The following is a 25,559-nucleotide window of genomic DNA, read 5'->3' as shown; positions in this document are numbered from 1 at the left end:
CATAATATCATTTACGGAGAAACATATATGTATGCCTCACTTCCCGTCTCATCCCTGATTGTTACGCGCCTGTAACGGAACTCGAAGTCCTCTCCCAGCGACGCGAGAGGCACCGACATTTCCCGCGCCTCCCATTGAACCGACAAGTCCTCGTCCGTCCCGCTCGACGGAGTGTCGGGGTCTGTCCTGAACCTCAGCCAGATACGGCTTGCGGCCTCAGTCATGCGTCGTTCCTGCTCCACTCGCTCAAGAGTGCTATAGGACATCGCGATGAGCCTGAAGCCCGCAGTTATCGAGAGACCGGCTATCGCTGTCGCAACCAGAACCTCAAGGAGCGTAAACCCGCAACGGCGCATCACTTCACCACGTAACGCAACGGAGTATTCTTTCCGCCGCGCGTTACCTCAACGTCAAAGCGTTCACTGTTCATGAGAGAGTTTATCGAGTTGGCGATGTCTCCCATGTTCGTGAAAGGAATGCCGTTCACCGAGCGTATCACATCCCCGCGACGTACGCCGAGCTGCCGCAGTATGCTGTCATTCTGAATCCACTGAACCTCGAGGCCGCCTTCCTTGTCGTTGGGACGAAGACGTATGCGCTTAAGTTCGTCGAAGGGATTCTGTACGAGGGAGTTCACCAGCTCTGCGGAAATAGCTCCCTCTGACTGTTCTGTCGCTTCCTGAACGTCGCCGGTGTTCTTGCGCGCTGCAGCTCGCTTGGGTGCAGGAGGAGCAGGAGGCGGTGTCGGTGTCGCCGCAACTGTCGGCCCGTACGTGAGGTAGAAGGTTTTGCGTTCACGGCCGCGCCGGAAAGTAACGCTGTCGTAGTTCACTGAGGTCAAACGCCAGCGGTCGAGGTTATTGCCCACAAGCACAAGCTCCATGTTGCCATCATGCTCAAGCCACGCACCGATACCCGGAAATGTCCCGCGCAATATTGCTTCAAGCGGTGCAGGCTCGGCAGGTGCAGGCTCGGCAGGCTCTTCCACCTTCACCGGCTCGGGAGGCTTCCGCGATGACACGTGGAACGGGTTTGACGCAAGGAACGACGACAAGTTCACTGAACGTGATGACGATGAACCAGAGGCCTGCGTGCCCGAGACTGAGGCATCAGCTATTCCAGCGGACGGCGAAAAGTAGGAGAGAGCGAAACTCCCCAGCGTCGAAGCCATGTAGCCGACCGACAGCCCGGCTATCGCACAGAGCACAAAGCTCCACAGTGATACTTTGTCCCGTATGTTGTCCATTGATTTACCTCCTTAAGTACCAGTTATCTCCTTCGCGCACGATAGGCAGATAACCCTGAAGAAGCGAGATGTTCTCCTGCCATTGCGGCGGCATGTTCAGGCGCGCAGAAGCACGGGCAATCCTCCCCGTTGACACGTCGTACGTTATTGTCCCGGAAACGGAGAAATCACCGTTTGTGCGCAAATTCTCCACGTGCACGGAAGAAGGGCGCGCAAATCCCGTCATTCCGCCGTTCCCGAAGTTCAGGGTCTGCCCGAAGCGTACATTGGCATCATTGAAGGCCAGATCAGCAACAAGGCTCAGGTTGGCGATGCTGGCGATTATGCGCGGAGTTATCGTCAGCGACGAGAAGGTGAAGCTCACTCTTCCGTTCACGGACAGGTTGTGTACCGTGAAGCCGCTGTCTGTCCCGGAAACGCCCGAGAAGGTGATTCGCGTGCCGTTGCGCGAGGCGTAGGATGATGCGTTGGTAAGCAGGAAAGTTCCGATGCTTTGCCAGTCCAAGAAGTACCAGAACGCGGCGGCAAAACATACCGTGAACAACAGAATTTTTGCGATTTTCACAGAGATACGTTTCATGATGAGTTAACTTATCGGGCCGATGATTGCCGAGAGGGTGAAGAGCCGTTCCTGCCCGGCCGGAAGAGCACGGAGCTCGGCGGAGATGAACCGTACTCCCGAAGCGTTGAGCTGACGCTGAAGCTCGGTCAGTTCCTCGTCGTATAGACGATTGACCTCAACTGAGAGATTCCGACCGTCGGGCGTGATTCTGTTGACGCGGCTTCCGAGTGCCATGCGCTCGGAGACCTGCGCGAACACTGACGGAACGTCGACGTTTTTTGTTGTGCTGCGGGCAAGCGGAGCAAGAGACTTGTACTCGTTCCCGAGCGTCAGAAGAGTGTTCAGGCGGTTCTGCTGAATGCTGAGGGTGCTCAGGCTCTGTGCCGTGAGATTCCTCACCATCAATACGCCTGTCCACACCGTCAGCGCGAGAAGCCCGGCCGCCAGAAACATTACTGACCCCGCCGCCTCTCCGCGCATAACACTGCGGGCACTGCTTATCACTTGGTCTACGTTCAACGCCATCTATTGCCACCTCACACGCAAATCAAACCTGTAGCCTATCCCTGATACAAACTGTGTGTTATCCACTTGTGCCATGTTTCCCCTCTCCTCCCATGCACGGCGGAAGTTCAGCACCGCGCTCTGATCCGGCGCAGTTCCCGTGCAGTCTATGCCTTCGCTGTTGTAACGGATTACGTCTATTGTTACGCCGGAGTTTCCTGCCGACGCGAATATATCTCCCAAGCTCTCCAGCACTTCTTCGAGCGGGTGAACGACTGTGCTTGTGCCGGAGAGTTCGGCTATCTTGTCCCGTGCAAGCATTACGGGATTCGAGATTCGTCCTGTCCGCGAAGGGTCAAATGTCTGGCGGTAGTAGTTCTCGCTGCGTGTCCTGAGTGCGTCTATCTGGCTCTGCACCTGATAACGCCGCAGAAGGCCAGCTCCGAGCACTCCTGCCCCAAGCACAAGAAGCCACACTGCCGCACGCGTGCTCACCCTGACGATGCGTTCTAGATCCCGCGCTCCCTCAAGAGCTGTACGCGAGAGGTTCACGTCCTTCATCCACGGGCATGTCTTCACACTCTCCGCGACAATGTCGGCAAAGTCTTCGTCAGTCTCCTCGATGGCAGAACCATTAATCACGAAGGTGCCGCCCCTGTCGAGCTCTCGGGCTGTGCAGTACGCCTCATACCATGCTAATTCTTTGACGGAAGAGGCTTCGCCGGAGTTGCTGTGCCAGCGGTAAAGTACGGGCTTATTCGACTGCCACAAGATGGAGCAGATGTTCTTCTCGTCCATCCACATCGTTACTCCGCTGCCGCCAAATTCGGCCAAGCATGAAACGAACGGCATCGGAGCAGGCCACACCTTCACCGTCCCCGAAGCCGGAATGTTCAGCTCAGCAGGAGACGCGTACCACACTATACCTTCTGCGGCGCGCCCCTTGCGCAGGGTTATCACGGGGAACAGCTCAACACTTCCCGCAGAACCGAACGGCATGACCTTGAGGCGCAGGGATGCCGCTATCTTCGAGGGCGAGGAGAACGGAAACTCGAACCCCTCGACGGACAATGACCTCATGGGTGCGAGAATTATGCTGTCCCTGCCGTTGCCCGTCCTCACTGTCGCAGGCTCTTCACTGTCCTCAGCCAGCCGCAGGAACGTCGTTGAACGGAATGTTTCACCAGATTTATTGCGCGTCAAACGAGTCCTGAGGCCTGCAAGTATTTCGTCTAGCTTCATGATTCCTCCCATCTCACTATGCTTCTCGTCGTGATGTCAAAGATTATTCGGAATGATGTCCCGCCGTCCTCTCTGCCCGAGAGGCTCTCCAGCGTGTCTATCTTCAGCAGGAAGTAGCGGCTCTTGAAGGCAGCAATGTTCGTCAGCTGTGTCGAGGTCTTTGGGCCGGCTCCGGGTATGCGCTGAACGTCGTTAAGTGAGGTCAGAGGCTCTTCCTGCCTAATCTGCGCGATTCTCTGCGCAAGTCCGTTTGTATCAAGGCCGGGCAGCAGCTCCATAACGTGCACGGGCGCAGTGTTGAGGTTGATCTGGCTGTCTCCGTAGATAGTGCAGTACTCCTCGATGGCGTTCAGCAGTGATGGCGAGATGTCCGCGCTCAGAATCAGAAGCTCGCTCATGTCGTAGGGCGGACGGTTGATGTACCAGTCGCGCTCTGCGCTGCCTACTCTGGGCTTGTCGTTCTTGTCCATGAAGTCGAGCAATAACTGTTCAAGCTCACGGTGTCCGAGAGTTTCCCACAGCTTCTCCCACACATCAGACAGTTCGCGGCGCAAAGTGTCTCCGTCGGGGAGAAACATCGTGCGTATGGGTATCTTGTCGTCAAGAGGCGTTACCTGAACTGCCCAAAGGCCGAGCGATCCCCCCTCCGAACCGAACGGCAGAATTATCGGCTGATACCACTTCTGGGACGGATTGTCCGCCTCCGTGTGGCTGCTCATCTCGCTCGTTACGCTGATGACGGCTTGCGCGAGGGTTTCCGCCATTGACCGTATCTCTATGAGCCTGCGTCCTCCACCGACACTGCGCGCCTGCGTCCTCACAAACCACGTGAATGCTGTTGCGCACGAGATTAATATACTGCAGAGGATAAGGACGCTTATCATCACAAAGCCGCTCTTACGGAAGCGTGATTGTACGTGATAGCTCATCCTCCCTGTCCTCCTTGTCCCTGTTGAGCGCGTCGCTCATTCCTTCTCTCTTGCCCCGACGAACCCTGATGTACAGCCCCTTAGGCAGTGCCCCCGAGTAGCTCTTCAGCGGTTCATCGCCCATCTTTATGGCCTGCACCTCGACGCTGAACTCCATCACGTCAGGAAGCACCAGCTGGGCTTCGTCGCCATCGAGGCGGTTCGTGTTTACGTCGTTAGGCCTCTTGCCGGGAATCACCCAGCGGTACAGTCCGGGTATAAGGTTGTTCTGCATCACTCCGCCTTCAAGCGTCTTGTACACGACTGTTCCGCCAGCATGCCCCTGCACGGAAGGAGACACAGTCATCACCGCGAGCGTGTCGTCCGCAAAACCTCCGAGCGAGTCGTGGTCGGTTACGGTGATTGCGTTGGTGCTCAGGCGCATTGCGTTCATCACATCACGTTCGATGATGGAGATAGTCCGCGTCAATGCCTCGTGGTCGCGGCGGGAGTTCATTGTGTCGACAGTCCCGCTGATTGCCCGCACCGTAGGGGCAAGTGCGAGCGTCGTAAGCGTGCCCGTGAGCATTACGGCAATGAGCGTCTCCATCAGGGTGAAGCCTTTAGTCGTCATCACTGCCTGGTCCGTTCACCAGAAGAAGTGCGTTCACGACTGAGCCGTCAGCGTCCTTTTGCGGAATACGCCTCAGGTGGTACGTGCCGGGCCTGAAGTAGCTAGCCAGTTCACGAAGTACCGGCTCGATCTGGTATTTCTGCGCGTACTGCAGAAGACGGCTGATGTCCTCGCTGTGAGGCTCGTGGTTAAAGTGCTCCCACAGAAGGTTGAAGCCGTTGGACAGCATTTCTCCGTCATCAGTCTGCTCGCCTCTCTGCATGTAGTGATAGCCGATGTTGCGCATACTCTCTTCATAGGTTATCGGGTGCTTGGCCGACCTCTCAAGGTAGTACATCTGGAGGTCAGCATTTTGTGTGGAGAGTGCCTGACGAAGGATGTAGTTCCCGGCTATTCCGCTGTAAATGTAGACACAGCCAGCGACTGCCGACACAACGCACGCAAGCCCGACAACTTTGCGCAGTCCGCCCCTGATGGAGAATCTCTGCGAGAGAAATTCGCGGTTCGAGAGCGCGAAAGCTAAGGCAATCCACACCATGTTTTCGATTCGGTGGAACGGACGCGTGAACAGCCCGCAGAAAGTTATCAGCGACACGAGGCACAACGCCCACACAGCATCGCGCGAGATCTCCTTACGCTTGAACAGTCCGATTACAGCGGGCACCAGCCACAGCATCCACATCAAGACGAGCAAGCATCCCCCTGCCACTCCGCCTTCACAGAAGAACTGCAGGAACTCATTATGTGCCCAGTGAGTGTACTGCCACGTGTACCAGTCATAGGGCATCAGCTTGAAGCCGTAACGCTGTGCCTCGAGGTAATGCCACTTGTACTGTCCCACGCCTACGCCTTCAGGGTGCTCGAGGAACATTGCGTAGCTCGTTGCCCAGATGCCCCGGCGGTTGCCGATGTTCTCGGCGTTCTGGATTATGTCTATCGTCTTGCCGACTATCTGCCCCGAACGTTCGGAGTACATCGATACCCAGAACACCGCGCACAGCACAACCATCACTGCACCGAACCTCACCAAGTCCTGACGCTGGAACTTCCACGCAGTCAGCAGAAACATCAAGATTATTCCGCCCGTCAGCGCAAGTGTCGCAGAACGGCTCGTAGAGTTCATCAGTCCCCAGAAGTTCACGGCAGCAAGCGTGAGGGTTACCCCCTGAAGGGTTTTCCCCGAGAGAATGAATGCTGCGACGAGGCACACTCCTGCGGCGGCGTAGCATACCGTTATCCCGTCAGCTACAGCGAACTTCAGCGCAACCGCAGCGAGCGCGACGCACAGTGCAGGGAGAAAGGCTTTGCGCCCTTCGTTCTTGTTGCTGTGTATGGACAGCCACACCGCACCGAGAACTGCCACCGCGCACCACAGGCCGAACATGTTCTGCTGGGCTGTGTTGCCGATGTAGTTGCCGGGCGTCGGAAGAATTATGTTGCTGTAGCGGATTATGTCGGAAAAGATCGTGCCCTCGAGGAAGCGTAGGTTGTTCATGTCGCGAATCTGCAGCTCCGCAAACATCACGTTCACAGCGGCATTAATGTTGGCGAGGAGCAGAGCGATTTTCAGCCCCCATTCCGGGAACGACGACACCGACAACACGTAGAACGCCCACACGCACGCAAAGCACACCATCTCGAGGACGTAGCCCGTCGGCGACAAGAGCTTCACCCACAAAGGCTGTATCGCGCAGTAGACCAGAATCACCAGCCATATCACCGCAAAATTATCCAGCTTCAGCGTTATGCGCTCAGTTCCGTAACGCACCAGCCTCAACCCCGCCACAATCAGCGCAAGCGCGACAGGCACGCCGGTAACCGTCCACTTCAGGATGTGCAGTGTGTCGGCGAAAAGTACTCCCGAATACACGAGGTTAGGGAGTGCCAGAGATACCATCCACAACGGAATCAGTATCCACGCAGGCACAAGAGGCAGAACCGGCAGCGCGTAAGTCTTATTCTTCACGTTCTTCTTCATGATGACATCCTCCTAGTTCTGCGCAAGTGCGTAACGTTCCACAGGCGCGAAATCATCTCTGAATGCCGGTACGCTGGGGTCAGGGACAAACGGGTCAAGCCACTGATGACGCATAAGTGAAGCGTATTTGCTGTCCACTGCGGCCGCTATGTCCTCGCCGTGCGCAATAAGGATTATGTTCTGCAGTGCCATAGCGTAACGTGCATCAGGGGCACTCACAGGAAATATCGACATCACAGGAAACGCAGTGTTGAACGCCTTGTAGATGCCGTGAAACACTCCCGACTTCGGCCCGTAAAGGCTCGCTATCGTGTTGATGATTAACACCCCGTCGGGCTTGAGGATGTTGCGGATGTGCCGGGCAGTCTCTACCGTAGTCATCTGGAACGGTATTGATGTCCAGCTCGTGAACGTGTCCATAAACACAGCGTCGTACGTCCCCTCTTCACGGTTGAGGAAGGTTCTCGCGTCCTCGTGGAATATCCGCATGTTCGGGCTGTCCTTGAGGCTGAAATAATCCCTCGCGCACTGTGTTACGCCCGGGTCAAGCTCAACAACGTCGATGGAGACATCAGGCCTCGTGGCGAGAAGGTGTCTCGGTACGCAGTATCCTCCTCCTCCGAGCATGAGTACTTTCTTGGTGTCAGGCTTGTAGCTGAACGCGAGGTCGTAGAACTTCGTGTATTCGCTGAAGAGCTCTGAAGGGTTGTCGATGTACATCACGGACTGTGCCGCGTCAGGGTTTGTTACGAGAACGCGAACACGGCGGCCGTTGCGTGTGTCTGTGCTCTGCACTACGGAGAGGTGATTATACGCAGTGTCGATCTGCACGCCCAGAGGCGCGAACGGAAGCCCGAACGTATCTGCGTACCACGTCAAGCCTGCCATTGCGCACATCACTATCAACGCGATAATCTTCCTCCATGCCCCCGTGTAGACCAGCACAGAGAGCAGTGCCACAACGCTTGCGAGGAGCATCAGTATCACGCCCGACGGGAACAGCGAGATCAGCACAAACCCTCCCATGAACGTCCCGAAGATACTGCCTGCAGAGTTCAGCGCAGAAAGCCTCCCGACCACTGCACCCGAAGAGTTCACGTCCTGCATCGCCAGACGGGCAACGAACGGCGACACCATTCCCAGAAGCACTGACGACGGCGCGAAGATTGCGACCGCGCTTGCTATGCTTGCTGTGTAAAGGTTGAGGTTGAGGCCGTGAAGTTCTGTGAGGATGTAATTGCTCCCGAAAGCTGTTGCGGCTATTATGACTGCGGCCAAGAGCAGGATGCGTCCCAAGAGTTTGCCCTCAGGCCTCTTGTCGGCTAGCGTCCCGCCCGTCCAGTTCCCGATGCACAGGCTGGTCATGATGATGCCGATTAACGCTGTCCAGACGATAAGGCTCGTCCCGAAAAACGGTGCTACCATACGCGAGCCCGTCATCTCTAGTATCATGGTCGCCGCTCCGCTGAAGAATGATGTTATCTGCAGTCGGGGAGCTATGCGTATAGAGTTGTTGTCATACATGAATTAACCTCCTTTGTGTTGTGAATTATAGCCTATTTCCGATAAGTTCCAGGCAGGAACAGCAGGAACACCGCGAACAGCTCCAGCCTACCGGCGAGCATCAGGAACGAGAACAGCCACTTCACCGCACCCGGAAGCCACGCGAAATTCTCCACAGGCCCGAGCAGGTTAAGTCCCGGCCCGACGTTGCTCAGGCACGTGATTACCCCAGTGAACGCCGTGAGAACATCGATGCCGAACGCCGCAGTGATTACTGTCCCGACGACAAGCATCAGCATATACAGCACGAAGAATGCCCCTGCGCTGTCGAAGGTGCTGCGTGAAACAGGTACGCCGTTCATTCTTGCGGTGATTAGTGCACGGGGGTGAAGGAGATGCTGTGTCTCTGCTTTGAGCTTCTTGCCGAGCACAAGGAAGCGTGAGACCTTGCACCCGCCGCCCGTCGAGCCTCCTGACGCTCCGACGAACATCAGCACGATGAACATGAACCGCGTGAACTCCGGCCACAGGTTGTAGTCCTCTATCACGAAGCCCGTAGTTGTCATCACGCTCACCACGTTAAATGCCGCACGCCTCAGTGTACCTTCGAGGCCTGTGCCCATTCCGCAGACCCACAGCCCGGCAGCCATAGCGAGCGCGGACACGACGGCGATGCCGACATAAGCCCGGAACTCCTCGTCACGGAGAATGAGACGGGGCATGAAGTACAGCGAAAAGTTTACGCCGGACGCGAACATGAACGCGATCAGCACCCACTGCACATAGCTTCCGAACGCTCCGGCAGAGGCATTGCGCGTCGAGAACCCTCCTGTTGCTATGGTCGAGCAAGAATGGCAGAACGCCTCGAACAGGCTCAGTCCTCCGAACATCAGCAGGACAGTTTCCGCTAGCGTGAGAGATACATACACCGTCCACAGGTAGACGGCGGTCTGGTGAAGTCGCGGTGTGAGCTTGTCTGCCGTAATACCGGGAACTTCTGCCTTGTACATCTCCATTCCCCGAACTCCGAGAAATGGCACAACAGCAAGGCTCAGCACGATAATTCCCATGCCGCCCATCCAGTGGGTGAGAGACCTCCACAGCAGGATGCCTCGCGGCAACGCCTCAATGTCGGTCATGATTGTTGCGCCGGTAGTGGTGAAGCCGCTCATTGTCTCGAAGAACGCATCTGTGTACCCGCACACTCCCGCGAAGACATACGGCAGCGCACCTACAGCAGACGCAATCACCCACGAGAACCCCGTAACCCCCACTCCCTCGCGGATTCCGATTGAGATGCCGGTCATGGGCTTGAAGCCGTAAATCCACCTCAAGAGCAGGGATACAGCACCTCCGGCCAAGAACGCGAATCCGAACGCCCACGCATCATGCGAGCGGTCAATCAGTGCCAGAACCAGCGGAAACAGCATTGCTCCGCTTATCACGAGGCAGATGACCGAGAGAATGCCCGCTACGTTCCTAATCTTCATGTTCGTCCTCAGTGCCGAAACGTTTTGCGGCTTCCTGCATCCTTGAACCTACCGCAAAGAGTATCACCCTGTCTTCCGGCATAAGCACGTCAGCTCCGGCGGGCACAAAAACTTTGTCTCTCCTCTTTATCAGCGCGACAACAACTCCCTTGCCGAGCCTGAGTTCCATCAGAGACTTTCCGGCAACTTCCGCGCCGTCCTGAAGCACGACCTCGAGCATCTCAGCGTCAATGTTCTCTATCATTGTGTAAGCCCGCGTGTGTTCGGGATAATGCACGATTCTCAGTATGAGATTGGCGAGGGCATCATTCGGGTCAACGATGGCATCAACGGGCATACAGTCGGTGAGTGTCTGGTAGTCCTTGCGCTTGACGACGGCGATAGTTTTCTTCGCGCCGAGACGTTTTGCTATCGCGCAGTAAATCAGGTTGAGCTCGTCGCTGTCCGTCGCGCAGATGTAACCGTCAGCGTCCTCGATGCCTTCGGTGGAGAGCATACGTTCATCCGCACCGTCGTCGTTAATCACGAGAGCTTCGCCGAGTTCCTCAGAGAGACGGAGTGCCTTTGCGGTATCCTTCTCGATGAGCCTTAACGAGACGTTCCCGAAATCGCGTTTCACTGCCTGCACAATCTGCGTGCCTAACTTTCCGCCGCCGACAACAAATATCTTCCGCAGCCTCCTGCCTTTCTCGGGGCTGGGGTCAAAGAGTTCCTGAAGGACTTTCGCGCTCTCCTTGTAGGTAACGACGTAGCACACATCACCTTCACGCAGAACAGTGAACCCGTCGGGCACTCCTGCCGTCCCGTCCTCGTGGGCAACATGCACGAACACTGCCATCAGCTGCGGAAACTTCGGGCGTATGTCCTTCAGAGCCATGTTCACGATGGGTGATTTCGGTGAGAGCCTGAGGGTGTAGAGGCCTGCGCTTCCGTCGAGGAGTTCTGCGGCCTTCGTTGCGGAACTGACCTCGAGGAGGCCGATAACTTCGCGGGCAATTGACCTTTCCGGCGAGACCATGAACTTTATCCCGAGCTTGCCGCCCCATTCCGGGCTGTCGGTGAACTCGAGGTTCTTGGCGCGGCTTATGACGTGTTCAACGCCGGCGTTGTGGGCTATCCAGCACGACAGGATGTTGACCTCGTCCCTGTTTGTGCACGCAATGAACATCTGCACGTCGCCGAGCTGGTTGATGCCCGTCTGAGCAAGAACCTGCGGACGCGCCCCGTTGCCCGTAACCACCTGAATATCCAGCTCTGATTTCACGCTCTCGGCCTGTTCCGGGTTCTTCTCGACAAGGCAGATGTCGTAATTCTCGTCCGACAAGGTCTTGGCCACGCTCCGCCCAACTTCCCCTGCACCTACAATAACAATCTTAGGCATCACGCTTCCTCCAAGTGGTCAGGAACATTCCCGACGGCTTGGCCACGCCTTCACGGATGACTTTGTGCGCAAAGGACAGCTCTTCGGGACGCTTCGAGACCTTGATTGTAACATTCTCGCCGAGCTTCGCGCCGCTCCTGAAGGACGCATACACCGAGCACAGCTCGTGAGCCGTAAGGTCAAGCGGTGATGTGTCGTGAATCCACTCGAAGTATGCCGCGTTGTTCACGTGCCCGTTGTAGTCGAGGTCGTGGAAGGCGACGGTACGGCTGGTTTCACCTGTAGTGTCGATCTCCCCGAAGTCCGGGATGTCGTGGAACTCCGGCGCAATCTCCGCAGTGTCTCTCTCAGTGATGCACGGCAAGTGAACGGCGGGCTTGACGGGTTTCCCGGCGGCCAAGTCAAGGAGAAGCCAGCTTGTTTTTGCCCACACGAACGGAGCACTGAACACCCTCAGAGTGTTGTAGCCGTGATTCGGGTCATGGAACGTGGAGAGTGTGAATCTCTCGTCGAGGCTCGGGAGCTTCCCGATGAACTCAATCTCGTAGCGCGTCAGAACCCACGCGTAACCTTTCGCGATGAGTTCTGTGGTTGTGCCCTCTATGTCCTCGACGGCGAGCCCGGCTGTGTCCTGAAAGTAATCCAGCAAGGCACGGAGCTTTATTGCCCCCAAGCACGACACATCCGACGGCTGTACTGTAATATCTCGTGAGTACACTTAATCATGCCTCCTTACCGTGATGCTTCTTGCGTGTCCCTGCAGCCCTTCAGACATCGCGAATGCCTCGATGTCTCCTGCTGACTGCATCAATGCATCATGAGAATAAGCTATGTACTGTGTTTTCTTCACGAAGTCATCAACCGACAGAGGCGACGAGAATCTTGCTGTGCCCATAGTCGGGAGGACGTGATTTGCTCCCGCGTAATAGTCCCCCAGTGCTTCGGGAGAATTTTTCCCCAAGAAGATGCTGCCTGCGTTGTGTATTCTGGTCATGAACCCGAACGGCTCAGCTACGCACAGCTCCAGGTGTTCGGGTGCGAAGTCATCAGCAATCTTTGCGGCATCATTGAGGTTCTCAACGAGAATAATTGCGCTGTTGTTCTCGATGGCTTCACGTGCAATCTCCTCGCGCGGCAAGGCCTGAAGCTGCCTCTCAACCTCCGACTTTACCTTCTCCGCAAGGTCTGCGCTGTCGGTGATGAGCACAGCAGAAGCTAACTTGTCGTGCTCTGCCTGAGCTAGCATGTCTGCGGCCAAGTGAACGGGGTTGTTGTCCTTGTCAGCGATGATGAGTATCTCGCTCGGTCCGGCTACCATGTCGATGCCCACTCTCCCGAAGACCTGCCGCTTTGCCTCAGCTACGTAGATGTTGCCGGGCCCGGTAATCTTGTCGACTTTGGGGACGCTCTCTGTCCCGAACGCCATTGCCGCAACTGCCTGCGCTCCTCCCATCTGGAAGACCTGCGACGCTCCCGCAATCTTGGCCGCCGCGACGATTTCAGGCCTCACGCGGGGCGGAGTAGCAACGACGATCCTCCGGCATCCTGCAACGACAGCCGGAATTACGTTCATCAAGACGCTTGACGGGTAAGCTGCAGTTCCGCCGGGCACGTACACTCCTACGGTGTCGAGCGGAATAACTCTCTGCCCGAGAAGTACTCCGTCTCGCGGTGTGAACATGAAGCCCTCGTGCCTCTGCTTCTCGTGAAAGGCTCTGATGTTCTCTGCAGCACGCTCGAGCATACGCAGGTACTCCGTGCTTACTGCGGGGGTATGTGCTGCAAGCTCCAGCGTCTCGAGCTTCACGCGGTCAAAACGTTCCTCGTACTCTTTTACGGCCGCGTCTCCTCTGAGGCGAACATCCTCGAGAATCTCCGCGACAACTTTGCTGACATCCGGCGAAGATACTATCTTCCTCCTGAACTCTTCAGCCCTGACAATCTTTATCATCACTAAGCCTCCTGATAATCTCCGTTATGGCTTCACGCTTGAACTTGTACGACGATTTGTTGGCGATGAGGCGGGCAGAGATGTCGGCGATTACGTCAATGACCTCGAGGTTGTTGCGCCTGAGAGTCTCGCCTGTCTCGACAATGTCCACGATAACATCACTCAAGCCCAGAACCGGCGCAAGTTCCAGCGAGCCGCGCAGTGCGATGATGTCTATCTCCACGCCCTGTGCCTCGTAGTACCTACGCGCTATGTTCGGGAACTCCGTCGCTACCCGAAGAACTCTCTCTTCGTCATCCTCGAAGCTCTGAGCTCCGGCAACTGCCATCCTGCACACACCGGCCTTGAGATCCATCAGCTCATACACGTCCGGCGAACGTTCCATCAGTATATCTTTGCCGATTATCCCGATGTCCGCCGCGCCTCTCTCTACGTATACTCCCACGTCAAACGGCTTTGCCCAGAATGCACGCATCCCAAGTTCCGCGTTCTCGAAGACGAGCTGCCTCGTGCCGCCCTGCATTCCGTCAAACTCGTAGCCTGCACGCACAAACAAAGAGTACACTTTCTCGCCGAGCCTCCCTTTGGGGAACGCTATGCTAAGCATGAACATCACCCCAATTCACCGCGAAGCCTATGCCCTGAGCATCTTCATGACCCATCAGCTTCATTAGGTTGTCATACTGTCCGCCAGACAGAACGCACTCGCTCACTCCCTCGATGAAGCCTCTGAACACTATTCCGTTGTAGTAGCTGAGGCTGCTGACTGCGGAAAAATCTACGCGTATCTGTTCGTCGTACTCACCGAGACTGCTGAGAACCTCAAGCCCGGCGACGTTTCCGACTTCCGACGGATGACCCTCTGTCTGCATGAGCCTCAAGAGTTCCTCCGAAGCTCCGAGCTCCTTGAGGCCGTGAATATTCTTCGCACGTATGCACTCGAGGCACTCGGCGCGTCCCTTCTCCGGGAGCAAGGCAGCAACAGTCCCTGCGTGGCAGACATCGAGAACGCACTTCCGCTCTCCCGCAAGAACCTGAAGGCTCTTGACCGCAAGCTCTATCACTTCGCCTGTGTCTACCTCGTCAAGGTCTCCCATGCACTCTATGCCGGCCTGCGGAATCTCACGGAATGCCGCAGAGTTTCTCGGTACACGGTAAACTTTCTCGTCGTAAAAGTATTTCTGCACCCTCTCTTCCGCACGAAAATGCTTGATTATCGACAAGGTTACATCCGGCCGCAATGCCTTCATACGCCCGTCAGCATCCGTGAAGGTCAGCACAGAAGGCGACGGCAGAAAGTCTTTCTTGTCGGAGTAGAAATCATATTCTTCGAAGCGGCTCATCCTGTAGAAACTGTACCCGTAATCCGAGTAAAGCCCCCGCAGATACAAAGCTGCTTCCTCTTCTGGTCTTAGTCTGAATGTATGCATGGTGATAGCGTGAATGAACTCCCTTGATTTTTGCGCTAATAATAGCATAAGCGTAAATAGTACATGGTATAATTGCTGAAATTCCAATCTATCATTTTGACAGGGAGGCGTTCAGGACGTTGGATGTTCCCGCAGAACCGGTGCGCATAATCTTCGCCCGTCATGGCCAGACAGAATGGAACAAGGCACTGAGATTTCAGGGCAGGACAAATGTGCAGCTCACAGATGAAGGCAAGAAGCAGGCTTTGCTGCTGGCAGAACGCTTGTCGTCGTGGCCTGTTGAGGCGGTGTACACGTCTCCTCTTGACCGTGCGTCGTTCACTGCTGAGGCAATAGCTTCGCGGCAGAACGTTGTGCCGGTGCTTCTCCCTGAGCTGACGGAGATAAACTTTGCTGTGTGGGAAGGCCAGTCCATCCCCCAGCTTCAGCACGAACAGCACGAAGCGTGGTCGTTGTGGAGAGCAGATCCGTTCTTCAACCCTCCGCACGGAGCAGAAACGTGGGAGAAGATTCATACCCGCCTTACCCGTGCAGTGAAGACGTTTCTTGACGGCGGACATAAACGCATCGTAGTGGTTTCGCACGGAGGGATAATGCGCGCGCTTTACGCTGTCTTCTGCGGACTTAACCCGCACAAGGTCTGGAACATGGACGTGTCGAACTGTGCGATGAGCGGAGTAGAGATGAGGCACGGAAGACCCTGCTTAGTGTTCGCAAACGATGACCTTCACGTGAGGGTTCCAGAGATGGCCGGTAAACTGCCGGTGTGGGGGGACAGCAATGTTAGACTCTGAACGCGAACGCGAACTGTGGCGGCTGTGCAACGCCGGAGACCCTGAGGCACGGGAGGAGCTCATCATAGCGTACCGTCCGCTAGTGTTCTGGATAGCCGGGAAGATTCACATCACCGACCCAGAGCTGAAGCAGGACATAATACAGGAAGGAATGCTTGCGCTGATTCGTGCGGTGGATAAGTTCGAGCCGGAGCGTGAGTTCAGGTTCTCGACGTACGCTTACCACAAGATACACGGACAGATGATAAACCTTCTGGAGCGTTCGGAACGCCGCGCGCCTGTGCCTGTGCCTGACGAGTGGCTTGAAGTCTCGGAGGAAGAGCGCAGTGATGAGGACTGGCTCTCAGCTTCGGAGGCTGTGTCGCGTCTTGAAGGGCGTGAAGCAGAAGTAGTGTCCGCGCTGTTCTTTGAGGGCAAAGCCCCGAAGGATGTTGCGGCAGAGAAGAAGCTGGATGTCAGCCATGTCTACCGTTTGAGGCGCAGCGCGATAGCCAGAATGAGAATGTGGCTTGGTTTAGAAGGAGCGTAAGTACTTGCTTGCAGAGAAGAGAATAGACGGAATAATACGGTGGCTGGAGAGGCTGAAGCAGTCCTACCGCAAGGGTGCGATGGAGAGTGCGCTGATGGACGCTGAATGTGCCCGTGCAGACCTCGAGGTGCTACGGCAGGAGGTGTGGTCGACGACACGGGCAAGAGTTGTGCATACTCCCTCCCATATTAAGGGGAAGGCGGGGGTGGGGTTTGTACTTCGCACCTTATCTCTTGCGGCGGTAATCGTGATGTCGTACGTTGTACCACTCGCAAAGGACGTTCCTTCTGTGGTAATCGAGCACAACCCCGAGACCTTGACGCTCGCCGAACCCATCGTGATTGTCCGCGAGGAAGTGCCCGCCGGTGAAGCTCCTGCCGCTCAGCAGCGTGCACCTTCGCCCAAGAAGGCGGCGGCCAAGAGAACGACTCCAGCACAACCCCGCAAGCGCGCACAAGTTCAGCCCTCAGCAAAACCTTCGCCGGTGCGGACTGTGCCCTACGACAAAGTGTTTTCGCTGGTTCAGACAGGACAGCGTGCCCTGAAGAACACCAGCACAGTGATAAAGCTAGATTAGGGGAGATATATTGTGAGACATAAATTTTTGCTGCTGTTAATCCTTCTGCTGATTCCTTCGGCCGCATACTCGGCGGAACTGCCGCAGTTCCAGGTAACGAGCGTAGCAGTCTCCGGCAACAGCCAGATTGCATCGGAATACATCCTCAACGTCGTTGACACGAAACCAGGAAGCATTCTCAGCCGCGACGTGATTCAGACGGACGTTGAGGCGATCTACAATCAAGGCTTCTTCTCGTACGCAGATTTTGACCTCAAGCCCGAAGGCGGCGGAGTGGCGGTAACCTTCATAGTGCGTGAGAACCCCGTAATCGAGAGCATAATCTTCACGGGAAACACGATGTACACATCGGAACAGCTGATGGAAGAAGTTTTCTCGCAGGAAGGCACAGTCTTCAACCGCAACTTCTTCCGCAACGACCTCGACAGGATACAGGAGAAGTACCACAAGGCCGGTTACGTTATGGCACGCGTCTCCGACGTGCAGATAACGGGCGGCAATATCTACGTAACGATACTTGAGCCGCGCGTCCGTGATGTTGTAATTCAGGGCAACACCAAGACCAAGACCTACGTTATCCGCCGTGAAATCAAGCTCGACGAAGGAGACATCTTCAACGTGATACATTTCCGCCACCAGCTGGGGAAACTTCAGGGCTTGGGGTACTTTGAGGACGTGAACGTAGCTTTTGACGTGCCGGAGGACGTGGACGGTGTAGTTGACCTGATACTGACGGTGAAGGAGAAGCGCACCGCGTCGATCGGAGTTAATTTCGGTTACGGGACAGAAAGCGGAGTGTCCGGCGGACTGACTTACGGGGACACGAACCTTTTCGGACGCGGCATGAACTTCGAGATAGGCTTCAACGAGGGCAGTGAGGCGAGCTACTGGATGACGTTTTCCTCGCCGTACATGGACGCACACACGTTCGGCTGGCGCGTGGGCGTGAACTACAGGAAATACGACGACAGGTACTATTACTACAACGGCCAACGACAGTTCGAGTTCGACGAGAAGAGCCTGAACGTCTACGCTGGGATAGGCAAGAAGTTCAGCAACGAGGACTGGAGCTGGTTCTTGACGCTGAGGCGCGAGGAAGTCGACTATTCCAACATACACAATGCTATTCCCGGTTACATGGATGACATGACGGAGTGGGACGGCGTGAACCAGACCGTAGAGCTTCAGCTGACGTGGGACAAGAGGGATGTCTACGCGGCATACCCGAGCGGTTTTGTGTGGGACACGAACCTTGAGCAGGCAGTGGAGGCACTGGGCGGAGAGTACAGCTACCTGAAGTACTGGACACAGGCACGCCTTTACGCTTCACTGAACAAGGCAGTAGAGCAGATAGCTGACACGTCGGGCGGATGGACTGATGACAACCCGCTTCTGTTCGCGGCACGTCTGCGCATCGGCTCTTCAACAGAGGACGAACTTCCTTCGTTTGCCCGTTATTCGCTCGGAGGAATGAACTCCCTCAGGGGCTACAATTCGCGCTCCTTCGAGGGCAGCAATTTCTACTTGGGCAACTTCGAGCTGAGAGTGCCGGTGAACAATTACCTGTCGCTTGTGGGCTTCTACGACATCGGCAACGCAGACAAGAAGATGGACTGGAGCAACTACCACGATGATTACGGTTTCGGAGTGAGAGTAAAAACTCCGTTCGGGAATTTGCGCCTTGACTATGCGAAGGGCGAGGACGAAGACAGAACATATTTCGGTTTTGGCGAAATGTTCTAGCGTAGTGCTGTTGCTGCTCTTAGCGTCCCCTGCGTACTCACTGAGCATCTCAGGCCTGCCCGCGTGGCTGGAAGGTGCGGTAGCGCGAAGTATCAGCGCAGTGTGGCAGGAGATTCCCGACACTCCCGAGACAGACCGTGAAGGGACGCTGGAGCTCGTAGCGGCGAGGTTATTTGCAGGTTACAGCGTGTTCGTCTATCCGGGCCGCCGGGGACCTGCAGTAATTTTTTCTGCACATGATGAGCCGTCGTCTCTGCGCGTGAACATCCAGCCTCCCGACCTTCGCGGAATGTCAGCAGAGTGGTTCAGGGAGGACACAACGGGACTGAGCGGCGATGTTGCGTCGCTGCTCGGCGGAGTGCCGAAGACTGCGCTGACTTGGGCGGATGAAGCCTTGCGCGAACAGATAGGCCGTCTGGTTTCTGCGCGGCTTCCGGGCTGGGAGTTCGCACAGCATATCTACATTTCCTCCGAAGAAGTCCTAATCACTCTGACGTTCCGTCCCTCCACGAAGCTGGTCTTGGCCGTAAAGCCCTCTCTCTACTCGCGCACAATCCCCGTGATGTTCCGTTCTGACCTCGAGGCGAAACTTCTGCCGTTCTTCTCGCCCCTTATCGGAGTGCCGGTGAAGTGGGCGGCCAAGCACAAAGCAGACATAGAGGCGGAAGCGAGAGAGTTTCTGCTTGACCGTCATGCTGTGGAGAACCTGAAGGCAGGCGTGAGCGTGAAATTCCGTGCGGACACGGTGAGCGAGCTTGATGCAGAGGCAGACAGCGAGGATTTCACGTTCAGCATGTGGGTAGCGGCGTACGCAGGGCTTGAGGGAAAATACCCGGAGGCGGGACTGTTCTTCGGTTTCCGTCCGGGCTGGCGGGCAGAGCTCTACACGGAGCTTTTGTTCTCGCTGAATGACTTTGAGGTAACGCGCCGCATCGGTGTGAGGTTCGAGGCACTGGACAACCTGTTCATTGGGATTGATGCGCAGTGGCCGGAGGACAGCATATATCTTCGCGTGCAGTACATCCCCGCGAAAGTTAGGAGGCCTTATGCTCTGTGGCGTTGGTCGCCGGAACTCAGGGAACACGAGGCGGCATTAGGCTACCGTATAGACGAGCACGTGTCGATAGAGCTTTACTACAATAGCACTGGTTCTGACAAGGTAGGAATACGAGGCCAGTGGCAACTATAAGAGGAGGACTCATGAAGACATCAGACATAGCGCAATCACTTGGTTTAGAGGTGCGGGGCAACCCATCCCGCGAAGTTACACGCATAACATCACCCGACAAAGCAGACGCTCAATCACTGTGCGTAATCTGGGACAAGCACATAGCGGAGATTTTGCCGCCGGAAGTCCCGATTGCTGCTCCTGAGGACTTCTTCACTTCACCGCGCGACGGAATAATCACGCCCAATCCCAGAGCGATGCTGCCGAAGCTGCTGGCACTCTTCAGCCGCAAGTCCAAGCCCGCAGGGATACATCCTTCAGCCGTAGTCTCAGCGGGTGCGGATGTTTCGCCGAGTGCATACGTCGGAGCGTTGGTGTTTGTCGGTGAGGGGTGCAGTGTCGGCGAGGGGACGGTCATTGAGCCGAACGCCACGCTTCTTGACGGCGTGAAAGTCGGCAAGAACTGCCTGATACACTCTGGGGCGGTGATTGGTGCGGACGGTTTCGGCTTTGAGCGTACAGCAGAAGGACTCGTGAAGATACCTCAGACCGGCGGAGTAACCATCGGCGATGACGTTGAGGTAGGAGCGTGTACGACGATAGACAGGGGAACGATGGGCGACACGGTTATTGGGAGTGGAACGAAGATAGACAATCACGTTCAGATCGGGCACAACGTGCAGGTAGGGCGCAGCTGCATCATATGTTCAATGACCGGCATAGCAGGAAGCTCGGTGATAGAAGACAACGTAACAATCTCGGTTCAGGCCGGAATAACTGACCACGTGAGGATAGGAGCAAACTCTATCCTTGCCGGGAGAACCGGCGTAACGAACGACGTACCCGCAAACTCGGTTGTGTCCGGCTTCCCTGCCCGTCCGCATAACGAGGCCAAGAGAGCACTGGTGCTTTCTGCTGATTTGCCGTCGCTGTACAAGAGAGTGAGAGTTCTTGAGAGGTGGTGCAAAAATCATGAGGCTTAACGGGAAAATATTGATGGAGGGTAAAGGTCTCCACAGCGGCCAAGACTGCAGGCTGACTATTGAGCCCTGCGACAGCCCGTGCATCATGATGAACGGCTATCCTCTGCGCGAACTCTCGCTTTGCGGGACGAATCGCGGCTCGGACTACATCTATCCCGACGGCACGAGGATACGCACCTGCGAGCACGTACTCTCAGCACTTGCCGGACTGGGTATCTGGAGTGGAGTGAGCCTCACGGTTGAGGGAGGAGAGATGCCCGCGCTTGACGGATGCTCGCGGACGGTCTGTGATGAACTTCTCCGGCACTCGGAAGACAGCGAACCAGCAGAAGCAGCATCGCTGACTGAAGCAGTATGTGTTTACGGCACTGACAGGACACGGTTTGTTGCGGCACTGCCCGGCGATACCTTCAGGATAACGTACGTTGTGGATTATGACTTTGTCGGGACACAGTTCTTCGAGTACAGCGGGAACTACTACGACGAAATCTCGCAGGCGCGAACATTTGCGATGAAGCGGGACATAGATTACCTCCGCAGTCATGGAATGGCACTCGGAGGAAGCCTCGACAACGCAATAGTCGTCGGCGAAACCATCGAGGCAAAAGGCGGCCTGCGCTGGCCTGATGAGTTCGTGAGGCACAAGGTCTTAGACTTAATCGGGGACTTGGCCGCAGTAGGACACCCCGTGAATGCGCACGTAATAGCGGTGAAGGCGGGTCATGAGCTACACCTTCAGCTTGCAGAAAGATTGAGAGGAGCATAAAGGTTAATGGCAGAGATGGATATTCTCGAAGTGATGAAGATTCTGAAGCAGCGTTACCCGTTCCTGATGGTGGACAGGATAACGGACTACGATGACTCTCACGTAACAGGCTACAAGAACGTAACGATAAACGAGCCGTTCTTCAATGGACATTTTCCCGGCGACCCTGTGATGCCCGGCGTAATGATTCTCGAATCGATGGGGCAGGTAGCGAGCGTACTTCTCGGCCTGCGACTGGGCAAGGAAGGCGAAGACAAGATAGCGTTTCTTGCGGGGATAGACAGTGCACGTTTCAGGAAGCCTGTACGTCCCGGCGACCAGTTAATCACGACTGCAGAGCTCACGAACGTACGGAGCAGGAGCGCGAAGGTCAAGACCACCGCAACCGTCAACGGCGAGACGGCGGCCGAAGCGGAGTTCATGTGCATAATCGGCAGCACACTCGTGAAGAAGAAGGAGGGTCAGGAGTGAGCGTAAACATTCATCCAAGCGCGATAGTCTCACCCAACGCCGAGATAGCCGACGGAGTTACTATCGGGCCGTTCTGCATAGTCGAAGGCAGGGCACGCATAGGAGCAGGAACGCTCTTGCGGGCATACGTAAGCATTCACGACCACGTGTCGATAGGCGAGAACTGCGAGATCTGCGAGTACACGGCGATAGGCGGCAACCCGCAGGATCACGGCTTCAAGGGAGAAGTCTCCTACGTGAGGATAGGGAACAACAACCTCATACGCGAGAACGTAACCATCAACCGCGCTACCGGCGAAGGAAACGAGACAGTAGTTGGCGACAACTGCTTCATCATGGACGGCGTTCACCTTGCGCACAACACACGGCTAGGCGACTGGGTAACCATCGCGAACAAGGTCGGGCTGTCGGGCTTCGTGCAGGTAGGCAGTCATACGGTCTTCGGCGGAATGGCGGGAGTTCACCAGTTCGTGAGGATAGGGGACTACTGCATGATAGGCGGGCTGTACAGAGTGGTGAAGGACGTTCCTCATTACACGCTTGCTTCGGGAGAACCGCTGAGGCTTACGGGGCTCAACAAGGTGGGGCTTGAGAGGGCAGGTATCCCTGAGGAGACGCGGAGGACGATAACGAAGTTCTACCGCGAGCTGTACAGCAAGGACAGGACATTCACGCAGTCGCTGGCTGAGGCGGTGGAGAAGAAAGCGGAATACATCCCGGAGATTCAGCACATAATAGAGTTCTACGAGGGGACTAAGAGGGGAGTAACATTCTGGGGCATTTAGGGTATAATTCTGCCATTCCCAAATTAACACAATTGAAGAATGGAGGCATAATTATATGCAGGCAAAGAAGATAGTCAACATCCCTTCTCTCATTAGCGACTACTACACTCTTGCGCCAGATCCTGACGACAAGACACAGCAGGTCGCGTTCGGAACATCCGGGCATCGCGGAAGTTCAGCCCTTCACAGCTTCAACGAGGCGCACATTCTCGCGATTGCACAGGCAGTCGTCGAGCACCGTACGGCTGAGGGCATCAAGGGGCCGCTGTATCTCGGAGCAGACACGCACGCTCTCTCCGAACCGTCAATGAGGACGTGCGTTGAGGTGCTTGCGGCGGCAGGAGTCGAGCTCATCCTTCAGGAGGGTTTCGCACCAACGCCCACGCCGGTAATCTCCCGCGCAATCCTCGAGCACAACCGCACGCCCGGAAACATTGAGGCTGACGGAATGGTCATCACACCTTCGCACAACCCCCCTACTGACGGCGGAATAAAGTACGACCCGCCTTCGGGAGGCCCTGCGAGCCCGGAGATTACGAGCAAGATTCAGAACCGTGCGAACGAGCTTATTCGTCAGGGTGTCGGCTCAATCAAGCGCGTACCGTTTGAGCGTGCAATCAAGATGGACAACGTTCACTTTGAGGACTTCGTGATGCCCTACGTGAAGGCACTTGCGACTGTCGTTGACATGGAGGCAGTTGCGAGGTCAGGCCTGAAGATAGGTGCAGACCCGTTAGGCGGAAGCGGCATCTACTACTGGGAGCCCATCGCAGAAGTCTACGGCATCAAGAACCTCACCGTCGTCAACCCCAACCTTGACCCGACATTCTCGTTCATGCCTCCTGACCATGACGGCAAAATCAGGATGGACTGTTCATCGCCTTACGCGATGGCGAACCTCATCCGCCTGAAGGACGACTACGACATAGCTTTCGGGAACGACACGGACTATGACCGGCACGGCATCGTAACTCCGCAGGGTCTCATGAACCCGAACGCGTACCTTGCTGTTGCGGTACAGCACCTGTTCACGACACGTAAGGGCTGGCGTGCTGATGCGATGGTCGGCAAGACTGTAGTCTCGAGCTCAATCATTGACCGTGTAACCGCAGGAATCGGCCGCAAGCTGTGTGAAGTGCCTGTAGGGTTCAAGTGGTTCGTTGAGGGGCTGCTTGACGGCTCTATGGGCTTCGGCGGAGAAGAGAGCGCGGGTGCATCGTTCCTGTGCAGGGACGGAAGCGTCTGGACGACGGACAAGGACGGCATAATCATGGATCTGCTGGCGTGCGAGATTACGGCGACTACGGGGAAGAACCCTGCTGAGCACTACGCGGAGATTACGGCCAAGTACGGGACGAGCTTCTATGCGCGCATCGACACTCCAGCAACGCCGGAACAGAAGGCGGCACTCGGGAAGCTGTCTCCTGAGGACATCAAGGCGAGCACGCTTGCGGGAGATGCGATTACGGCGAAGTTCACGAAGGCACCGGGCAACAATGCATCAATCGGAGGCCTGAAGGTTACGACGGCGAACGGGTGGTTTGCGGCTCGTCCGTCAGGAACGGAGAACATCTGCAAGCTGTACGCGGAAAGTTTCGTGAGCCCCGAGCACCTGAAGCAGATTCAGGAAGAGGCACAGAAGATTATCGCGTAAGGTAGTACGGTTGCCCTCCGGCCGAAATGCCGGGGGGTATTGTTTAGCGGGAGGTGTATCGTAACATGAAGATGAAGCGCGAAGGTTTTACGCTGGTTGAGCTGCTGATAGTGATTGCGATTGTGGGCGCACTTTCGGCGACGATGTCAGTTGCGACGAGCGGGTCGACAGCGAAGGCTAAGGCAGTGGCTATCGCGTCGAACGTGGAAGCGTGCAGGACTGCGGCTATGCTGTATGTCAACGACGCGACAGACAATATTTCTACTCTGAAGGCAGATGATATGCTTAAAGCAAGCATTCCTACTTGGGTTGATTTTGGCAGCGGGAATACCACGTACACGGCAGAGGGTGAAGGTAGCGTTAATTGGTCTGTTACTGTGGACTTCGGCAGTGAACCTGACAAGGATGCTGTAAGAGAAGCTCTGCAGAAGATTAAGGGCTACGGAAAGTACAACAACAATGGTAATGCGACAGTGCTTTTAGGAACAGGTGTGTACAGCTTCAAGGTTACACTCCTCTCCGGCAAGATTGAGCCTGTTCCTAGTGGTGGGGGGGGGGGGGGCTAACCCCTAGCCCGGAATCCAACCCTGACGGCTGACGACATTTTCGGGTATGCCTGACCCGGAATTTCTTTGCCCCACAATACAAAAGCTGTCCCCGACCGTGAGGACAGCTTCTTTGCTTCTTGCGCCCTAGAACGCTTCCGAGTGTGTTTTGATGTTGTAGCACACCACTACTTCGCAATAGGACTTCTTGTGTATCTGGTAGATCAGCAACAAGTCCCCCTTAACATGGCATTCCCTGAAACCTTCAAACTTGCCGGTCAGTTTGTGGTCTCTCCATTCAGCGGGAAGAGGCCCGTCGTTCATCATCAGCAGTGATATAGCTTCCTTGATGAGGTGCATATCATGCTTGCCGGACTCCTTCAGTCTTTCCCAATCCTTGACGAACCCGCTCGACGTATACAGAATTTCTCGGGGAAATGGGGTGCGTTTGCGTTCGCTACTCTTCTTCGCCGTCAACGTCATCGTCCCCCTCGTAGTACCTCCTCATAGCTTCCGCCATGCCCGTGCGCTCAATGCGCCTGTCCCATTCCGCAATAAGCTCCTGTCCTTCCGCGATGCTTTGCAGGATGTCAGGGTTCGTTATTCTCCTGCCGTCATCGTAATACATCTCGATGTCGCGCCAGTCTACCTTCGTTGCCGCTGCCTCACGCTCTAATACTGCTTCCATGATTACCCCTCCTGATAGTGTTAATAT

Annotated in this window: 28 protein-coding genes; 11 read left to right on the top strand and 17 right to left on the bottom strand. The window is 55.9% G+C overall.

Annotation, left to right across the window (positions count from 1 at the left end; all coding sequences use genetic code 11):
* Positions 1–11 precede the first annotated feature (11 nt).
* The 15 genes from IJT02_01300 to IJT02_01230 are packed head-to-tail and all read right to left on the bottom strand — an operon-like array spanning position 12 to position 14,829.
* Positions 12–359, bottom strand: coding sequence for a type II secretion system protein (locus IJT02_01300; GenBank protein MBQ7543560.1), 348 nt, complete (start codon positions 357–359; stop codon positions 12–14).
* A complete protein-coding gene (locus IJT02_01295) occupies positions 356–1,246 on the bottom strand; it encodes a hypothetical protein (GenBank protein MBQ7543559.1) in 891 nt (296 codons plus the stop codon). Before IJT02_01295 ends, IJT02_01300 begins: the two co-directional genes overlap by 4 nt.
* Before the next feature lie 4 nt (positions 1,247–1,250).
* Positions 1,251–1,826 (bottom strand): hypothetical protein, encoded by a 576-nt coding sequence (locus tag IJT02_01290; protein ID MBQ7543558.1) that lies wholly within the window; start codon positions 1,824–1,826, stop codon positions 1,251–1,253.
* Positions 1,827–1,832: 6 nt separating this feature from the next.
* The gene (locus IJT02_01285; GenBank protein MBQ7543557.1) at positions 1,833–2,333 is read right to left on the bottom strand and encodes a hypothetical protein; all 501 of its coding nucleotides are present in this window, start codon (positions 2,331–2,333) and stop codon (positions 1,833–1,835) included.
* On the bottom strand, positions 2,334–3,554 hold the full coding sequence (locus IJT02_01280) for a hypothetical protein (GenBank protein ID MBQ7543556.1): 1,221 nt from the start codon (positions 3,552–3,554) through the stop codon (positions 2,334–2,336).
* Positions 3,551–4,483: a general secretion pathway protein GspK gene (locus IJT02_01275; GenBank protein MBQ7543555.1), complete on the bottom strand. Its 933-nt coding sequence runs from the start codon at positions 4,481–4,483 to the stop codon at positions 3,551–3,553. Before IJT02_01275 ends, IJT02_01280 begins: the two co-directional genes overlap by 4 nt.
* A complete protein-coding gene (locus IJT02_01270) occupies positions 4,452–5,096 on the bottom strand; it encodes a hypothetical protein (protein ID MBQ7543554.1) in 645 nt (214 codons plus the stop codon). The genes IJT02_01275 and IJT02_01270 overlap by 32 nt, the downstream gene beginning before the upstream one ends.
* The gene (locus tag IJT02_01265) at positions 5,086–7,074 is read right to left on the bottom strand and encodes an O-antigen ligase family protein (protein MBQ7543553.1); all 1,989 of its coding nucleotides are present in this window, start codon (positions 7,072–7,074) and stop codon (positions 5,086–5,088) included. Before IJT02_01265 ends, IJT02_01270 begins: the two co-directional genes overlap by 11 nt.
* Before the next feature lie 12 nt (positions 7,075–7,086).
* On the bottom strand, positions 7,087–8,598 hold the full coding sequence (locus tag IJT02_01260; protein ID MBQ7543552.1) for a fused MFS/spermidine synthase: 1,512 nt from the start codon (positions 8,596–8,598) through the stop codon (positions 7,087–7,089).
* A 32-nt stretch (positions 8,599–8,630) separates the two neighbouring features.
* Positions 8,631–10,067: a TrkH family potassium uptake protein gene (locus IJT02_01255; protein ID MBQ7543551.1), complete on the bottom strand. Its 1,437-nt coding sequence runs from the start codon at positions 10,065–10,067 to the stop codon at positions 8,631–8,633.
* Positions 10,057–11,448 carry a Trk system potassium transporter TrkA gene (gene trkA / locus IJT02_01250; protein ID MBQ7543550.1) on the bottom strand — a complete coding sequence of 464 codons (1,392 nt, stop codon included), beginning with the start codon at positions 11,446–11,448 and terminating at the stop codon, positions 10,057–10,059. The genes IJT02_01255 and trkA overlap by 11 nt, the downstream gene beginning before the upstream one ends.
* The gene (locus IJT02_01245) at positions 11,441–12,166 is read right to left on the bottom strand and encodes a hypothetical protein (protein ID MBQ7543549.1); all 726 of its coding nucleotides are present in this window, start codon (positions 12,164–12,166) and stop codon (positions 11,441–11,443) included. Before IJT02_01245 ends, trkA begins: the two co-directional genes overlap by 8 nt.
* Complete coding sequence (gene hisD / locus IJT02_01240; GenBank protein ID MBQ7543548.1) at positions 12,167–13,399, bottom strand: histidinol dehydrogenase; 1,233 nt, start codon at positions 13,397–13,399, stop codon at positions 12,167–12,169.
* Positions 13,377–14,006: an ATP phosphoribosyltransferase gene (locus IJT02_01235; protein ID MBQ7543547.1), complete on the bottom strand. Its 630-nt coding sequence runs from the start codon at positions 14,004–14,006 to the stop codon at positions 13,377–13,379. Before IJT02_01235 ends, hisD begins: the two co-directional genes overlap by 23 nt.
* Entirely contained in the window at positions 13,999–14,829 is an 831-nt protein-coding gene (locus IJT02_01230) for an ATP phosphoribosyltransferase regulatory subunit (protein ID MBQ7543546.1), read from the bottom strand. Before IJT02_01230 ends, IJT02_01235 begins: the two co-directional genes overlap by 8 nt.
* 119 nt (positions 14,830–14,948) lie before the next feature.
* Between IJT02_01230 and IJT02_01225 the strand changes: the two genes are divergently transcribed.
* The 11 genes from IJT02_01225 (at position 14,949) to IJT02_01175 (ending at position 24,865) form a co-directional block, all read left to right on the top strand.
* Positions 14,949–15,623 carry a histidine phosphatase family protein gene (locus tag IJT02_01225; GenBank protein MBQ7543545.1) on the top strand — a complete coding sequence of 225 codons (675 nt, stop codon included), beginning with the start codon at positions 14,949–14,951 and terminating at the stop codon, positions 15,621–15,623.
* Positions 15,610–16,152 carry a sigma-70 family RNA polymerase sigma factor gene (locus tag IJT02_01220; protein ID MBQ7543544.1) on the top strand — a complete coding sequence of 181 codons (543 nt, stop codon included), beginning with the start codon at positions 15,610–15,612 and terminating at the stop codon, positions 16,150–16,152. Before IJT02_01225 ends, IJT02_01220 begins: the two co-directional genes overlap by 14 nt.
* Positions 16,153–16,156: 4 nt before the next feature.
* Positions 16,157–16,729: a hypothetical protein gene (locus tag IJT02_01215; protein ID MBQ7543543.1), complete on the top strand. Its 573-nt coding sequence runs from the start codon at positions 16,157–16,159 to the stop codon at positions 16,727–16,729.
* A 12-nt stretch (positions 16,730–16,741) separates the two neighbouring features.
* Positions 16,742–18,472 carry a BamA/TamA family outer membrane protein gene (locus IJT02_01210; GenBank protein ID MBQ7543542.1) on the top strand — a complete coding sequence of 577 codons (1,731 nt, stop codon included), beginning with the start codon at positions 16,742–16,744 and terminating at the stop codon, positions 18,470–18,472.
* Positions 18,456–19,661 (top strand): hypothetical protein, encoded by a 1,206-nt coding sequence (locus tag IJT02_01205; GenBank protein ID MBQ7543541.1) that lies wholly within the window; start codon positions 18,456–18,458, stop codon positions 19,659–19,661. The genes IJT02_01210 and IJT02_01205 overlap by 17 nt, the downstream gene beginning before the upstream one ends.
* Before the next feature lie 11 nt (positions 19,662–19,672).
* Entirely contained in the window at positions 19,673–20,623 is a 951-nt protein-coding gene (gene lpxD, locus IJT02_01200) for a UDP-3-O-(3-hydroxymyristoyl)glucosamine N-acyltransferase (protein MBQ7543540.1), read from the top strand.
* A complete protein-coding gene (locus IJT02_01195; GenBank protein ID MBQ7543539.1) occupies positions 20,613–21,389 on the top strand; it encodes a UDP-3-O-acyl-N-acetylglucosamine deacetylase in 777 nt (258 codons plus the stop codon). Before lpxD ends, IJT02_01195 begins: the two co-directional genes overlap by 11 nt.
* A gap of 15 nt (positions 21,390–21,404) precedes the next feature.
* The gene (gene fabZ, locus IJT02_01190) at positions 21,405–21,860 is read left to right on the top strand and encodes a 3-hydroxyacyl-ACP dehydratase FabZ (GenBank protein ID MBQ7543538.1); all 456 of its coding nucleotides are present in this window, start codon (positions 21,405–21,407) and stop codon (positions 21,858–21,860) included.
* A complete protein-coding gene (lpxA, locus tag IJT02_01185) occupies positions 21,857–22,645 on the top strand; it encodes an acyl-ACP--UDP-N-acetylglucosamine O-acyltransferase (GenBank protein ID MBQ7543537.1) in 789 nt (262 codons plus the stop codon). Before fabZ ends, lpxA begins: the two co-directional genes overlap by 4 nt.
* A gap of 55 nt (positions 22,646–22,700) precedes the next feature.
* Positions 22,701–24,299 carry a phosphoglucomutase (alpha-D-glucose-1,6-bisphosphate-dependent) gene (gene pgm / locus IJT02_01180; GenBank protein MBQ7543536.1) on the top strand — a complete coding sequence of 533 codons (1,599 nt, stop codon included), beginning with the start codon at positions 22,701–22,703 and terminating at the stop codon, positions 24,297–24,299.
* Between the two features lie 65 nt (positions 24,300–24,364).
* Complete coding sequence (locus IJT02_01175; protein MBQ7543535.1) at positions 24,365–24,865, top strand: type II secretion system protein; 501 nt, start codon at positions 24,365–24,367, stop codon at positions 24,863–24,865.
* 126 nt (positions 24,866–24,991) lie between these two features.
* Here the strand turns inward: IJT02_01175 and IJT02_01170 are convergent, their stop codons facing one another.
* On the bottom strand, positions 24,992–25,321 hold the full coding sequence (locus IJT02_01170; GenBank protein ID MBQ7543534.1) for a type II toxin-antitoxin system YafQ family toxin: 330 nt from the start codon (positions 25,319–25,321) through the stop codon (positions 24,992–24,994).
* Complete coding sequence (locus IJT02_01165; protein MBQ7543533.1) at positions 25,302–25,532, bottom strand: hypothetical protein; 231 nt, start codon at positions 25,530–25,532, stop codon at positions 25,302–25,304. Before IJT02_01165 ends, IJT02_01170 begins: the two co-directional genes overlap by 20 nt.
* Between the last annotated feature and the right edge of the window lie 27 nt (positions 25,533–25,559).

The organism is Synergistaceae bacterium, from assembly GCA_017450125.1.
Classification (GTDB): Bacteria; Synergistota; Synergistia; order Synergistales; family Aminobacteriaceae; genus JAFUXM01.
The sequence above is the reverse complement of the archived record's forward strand: the minus strand, read 5'-3'. Positions and strand labels throughout refer to the sequence as shown.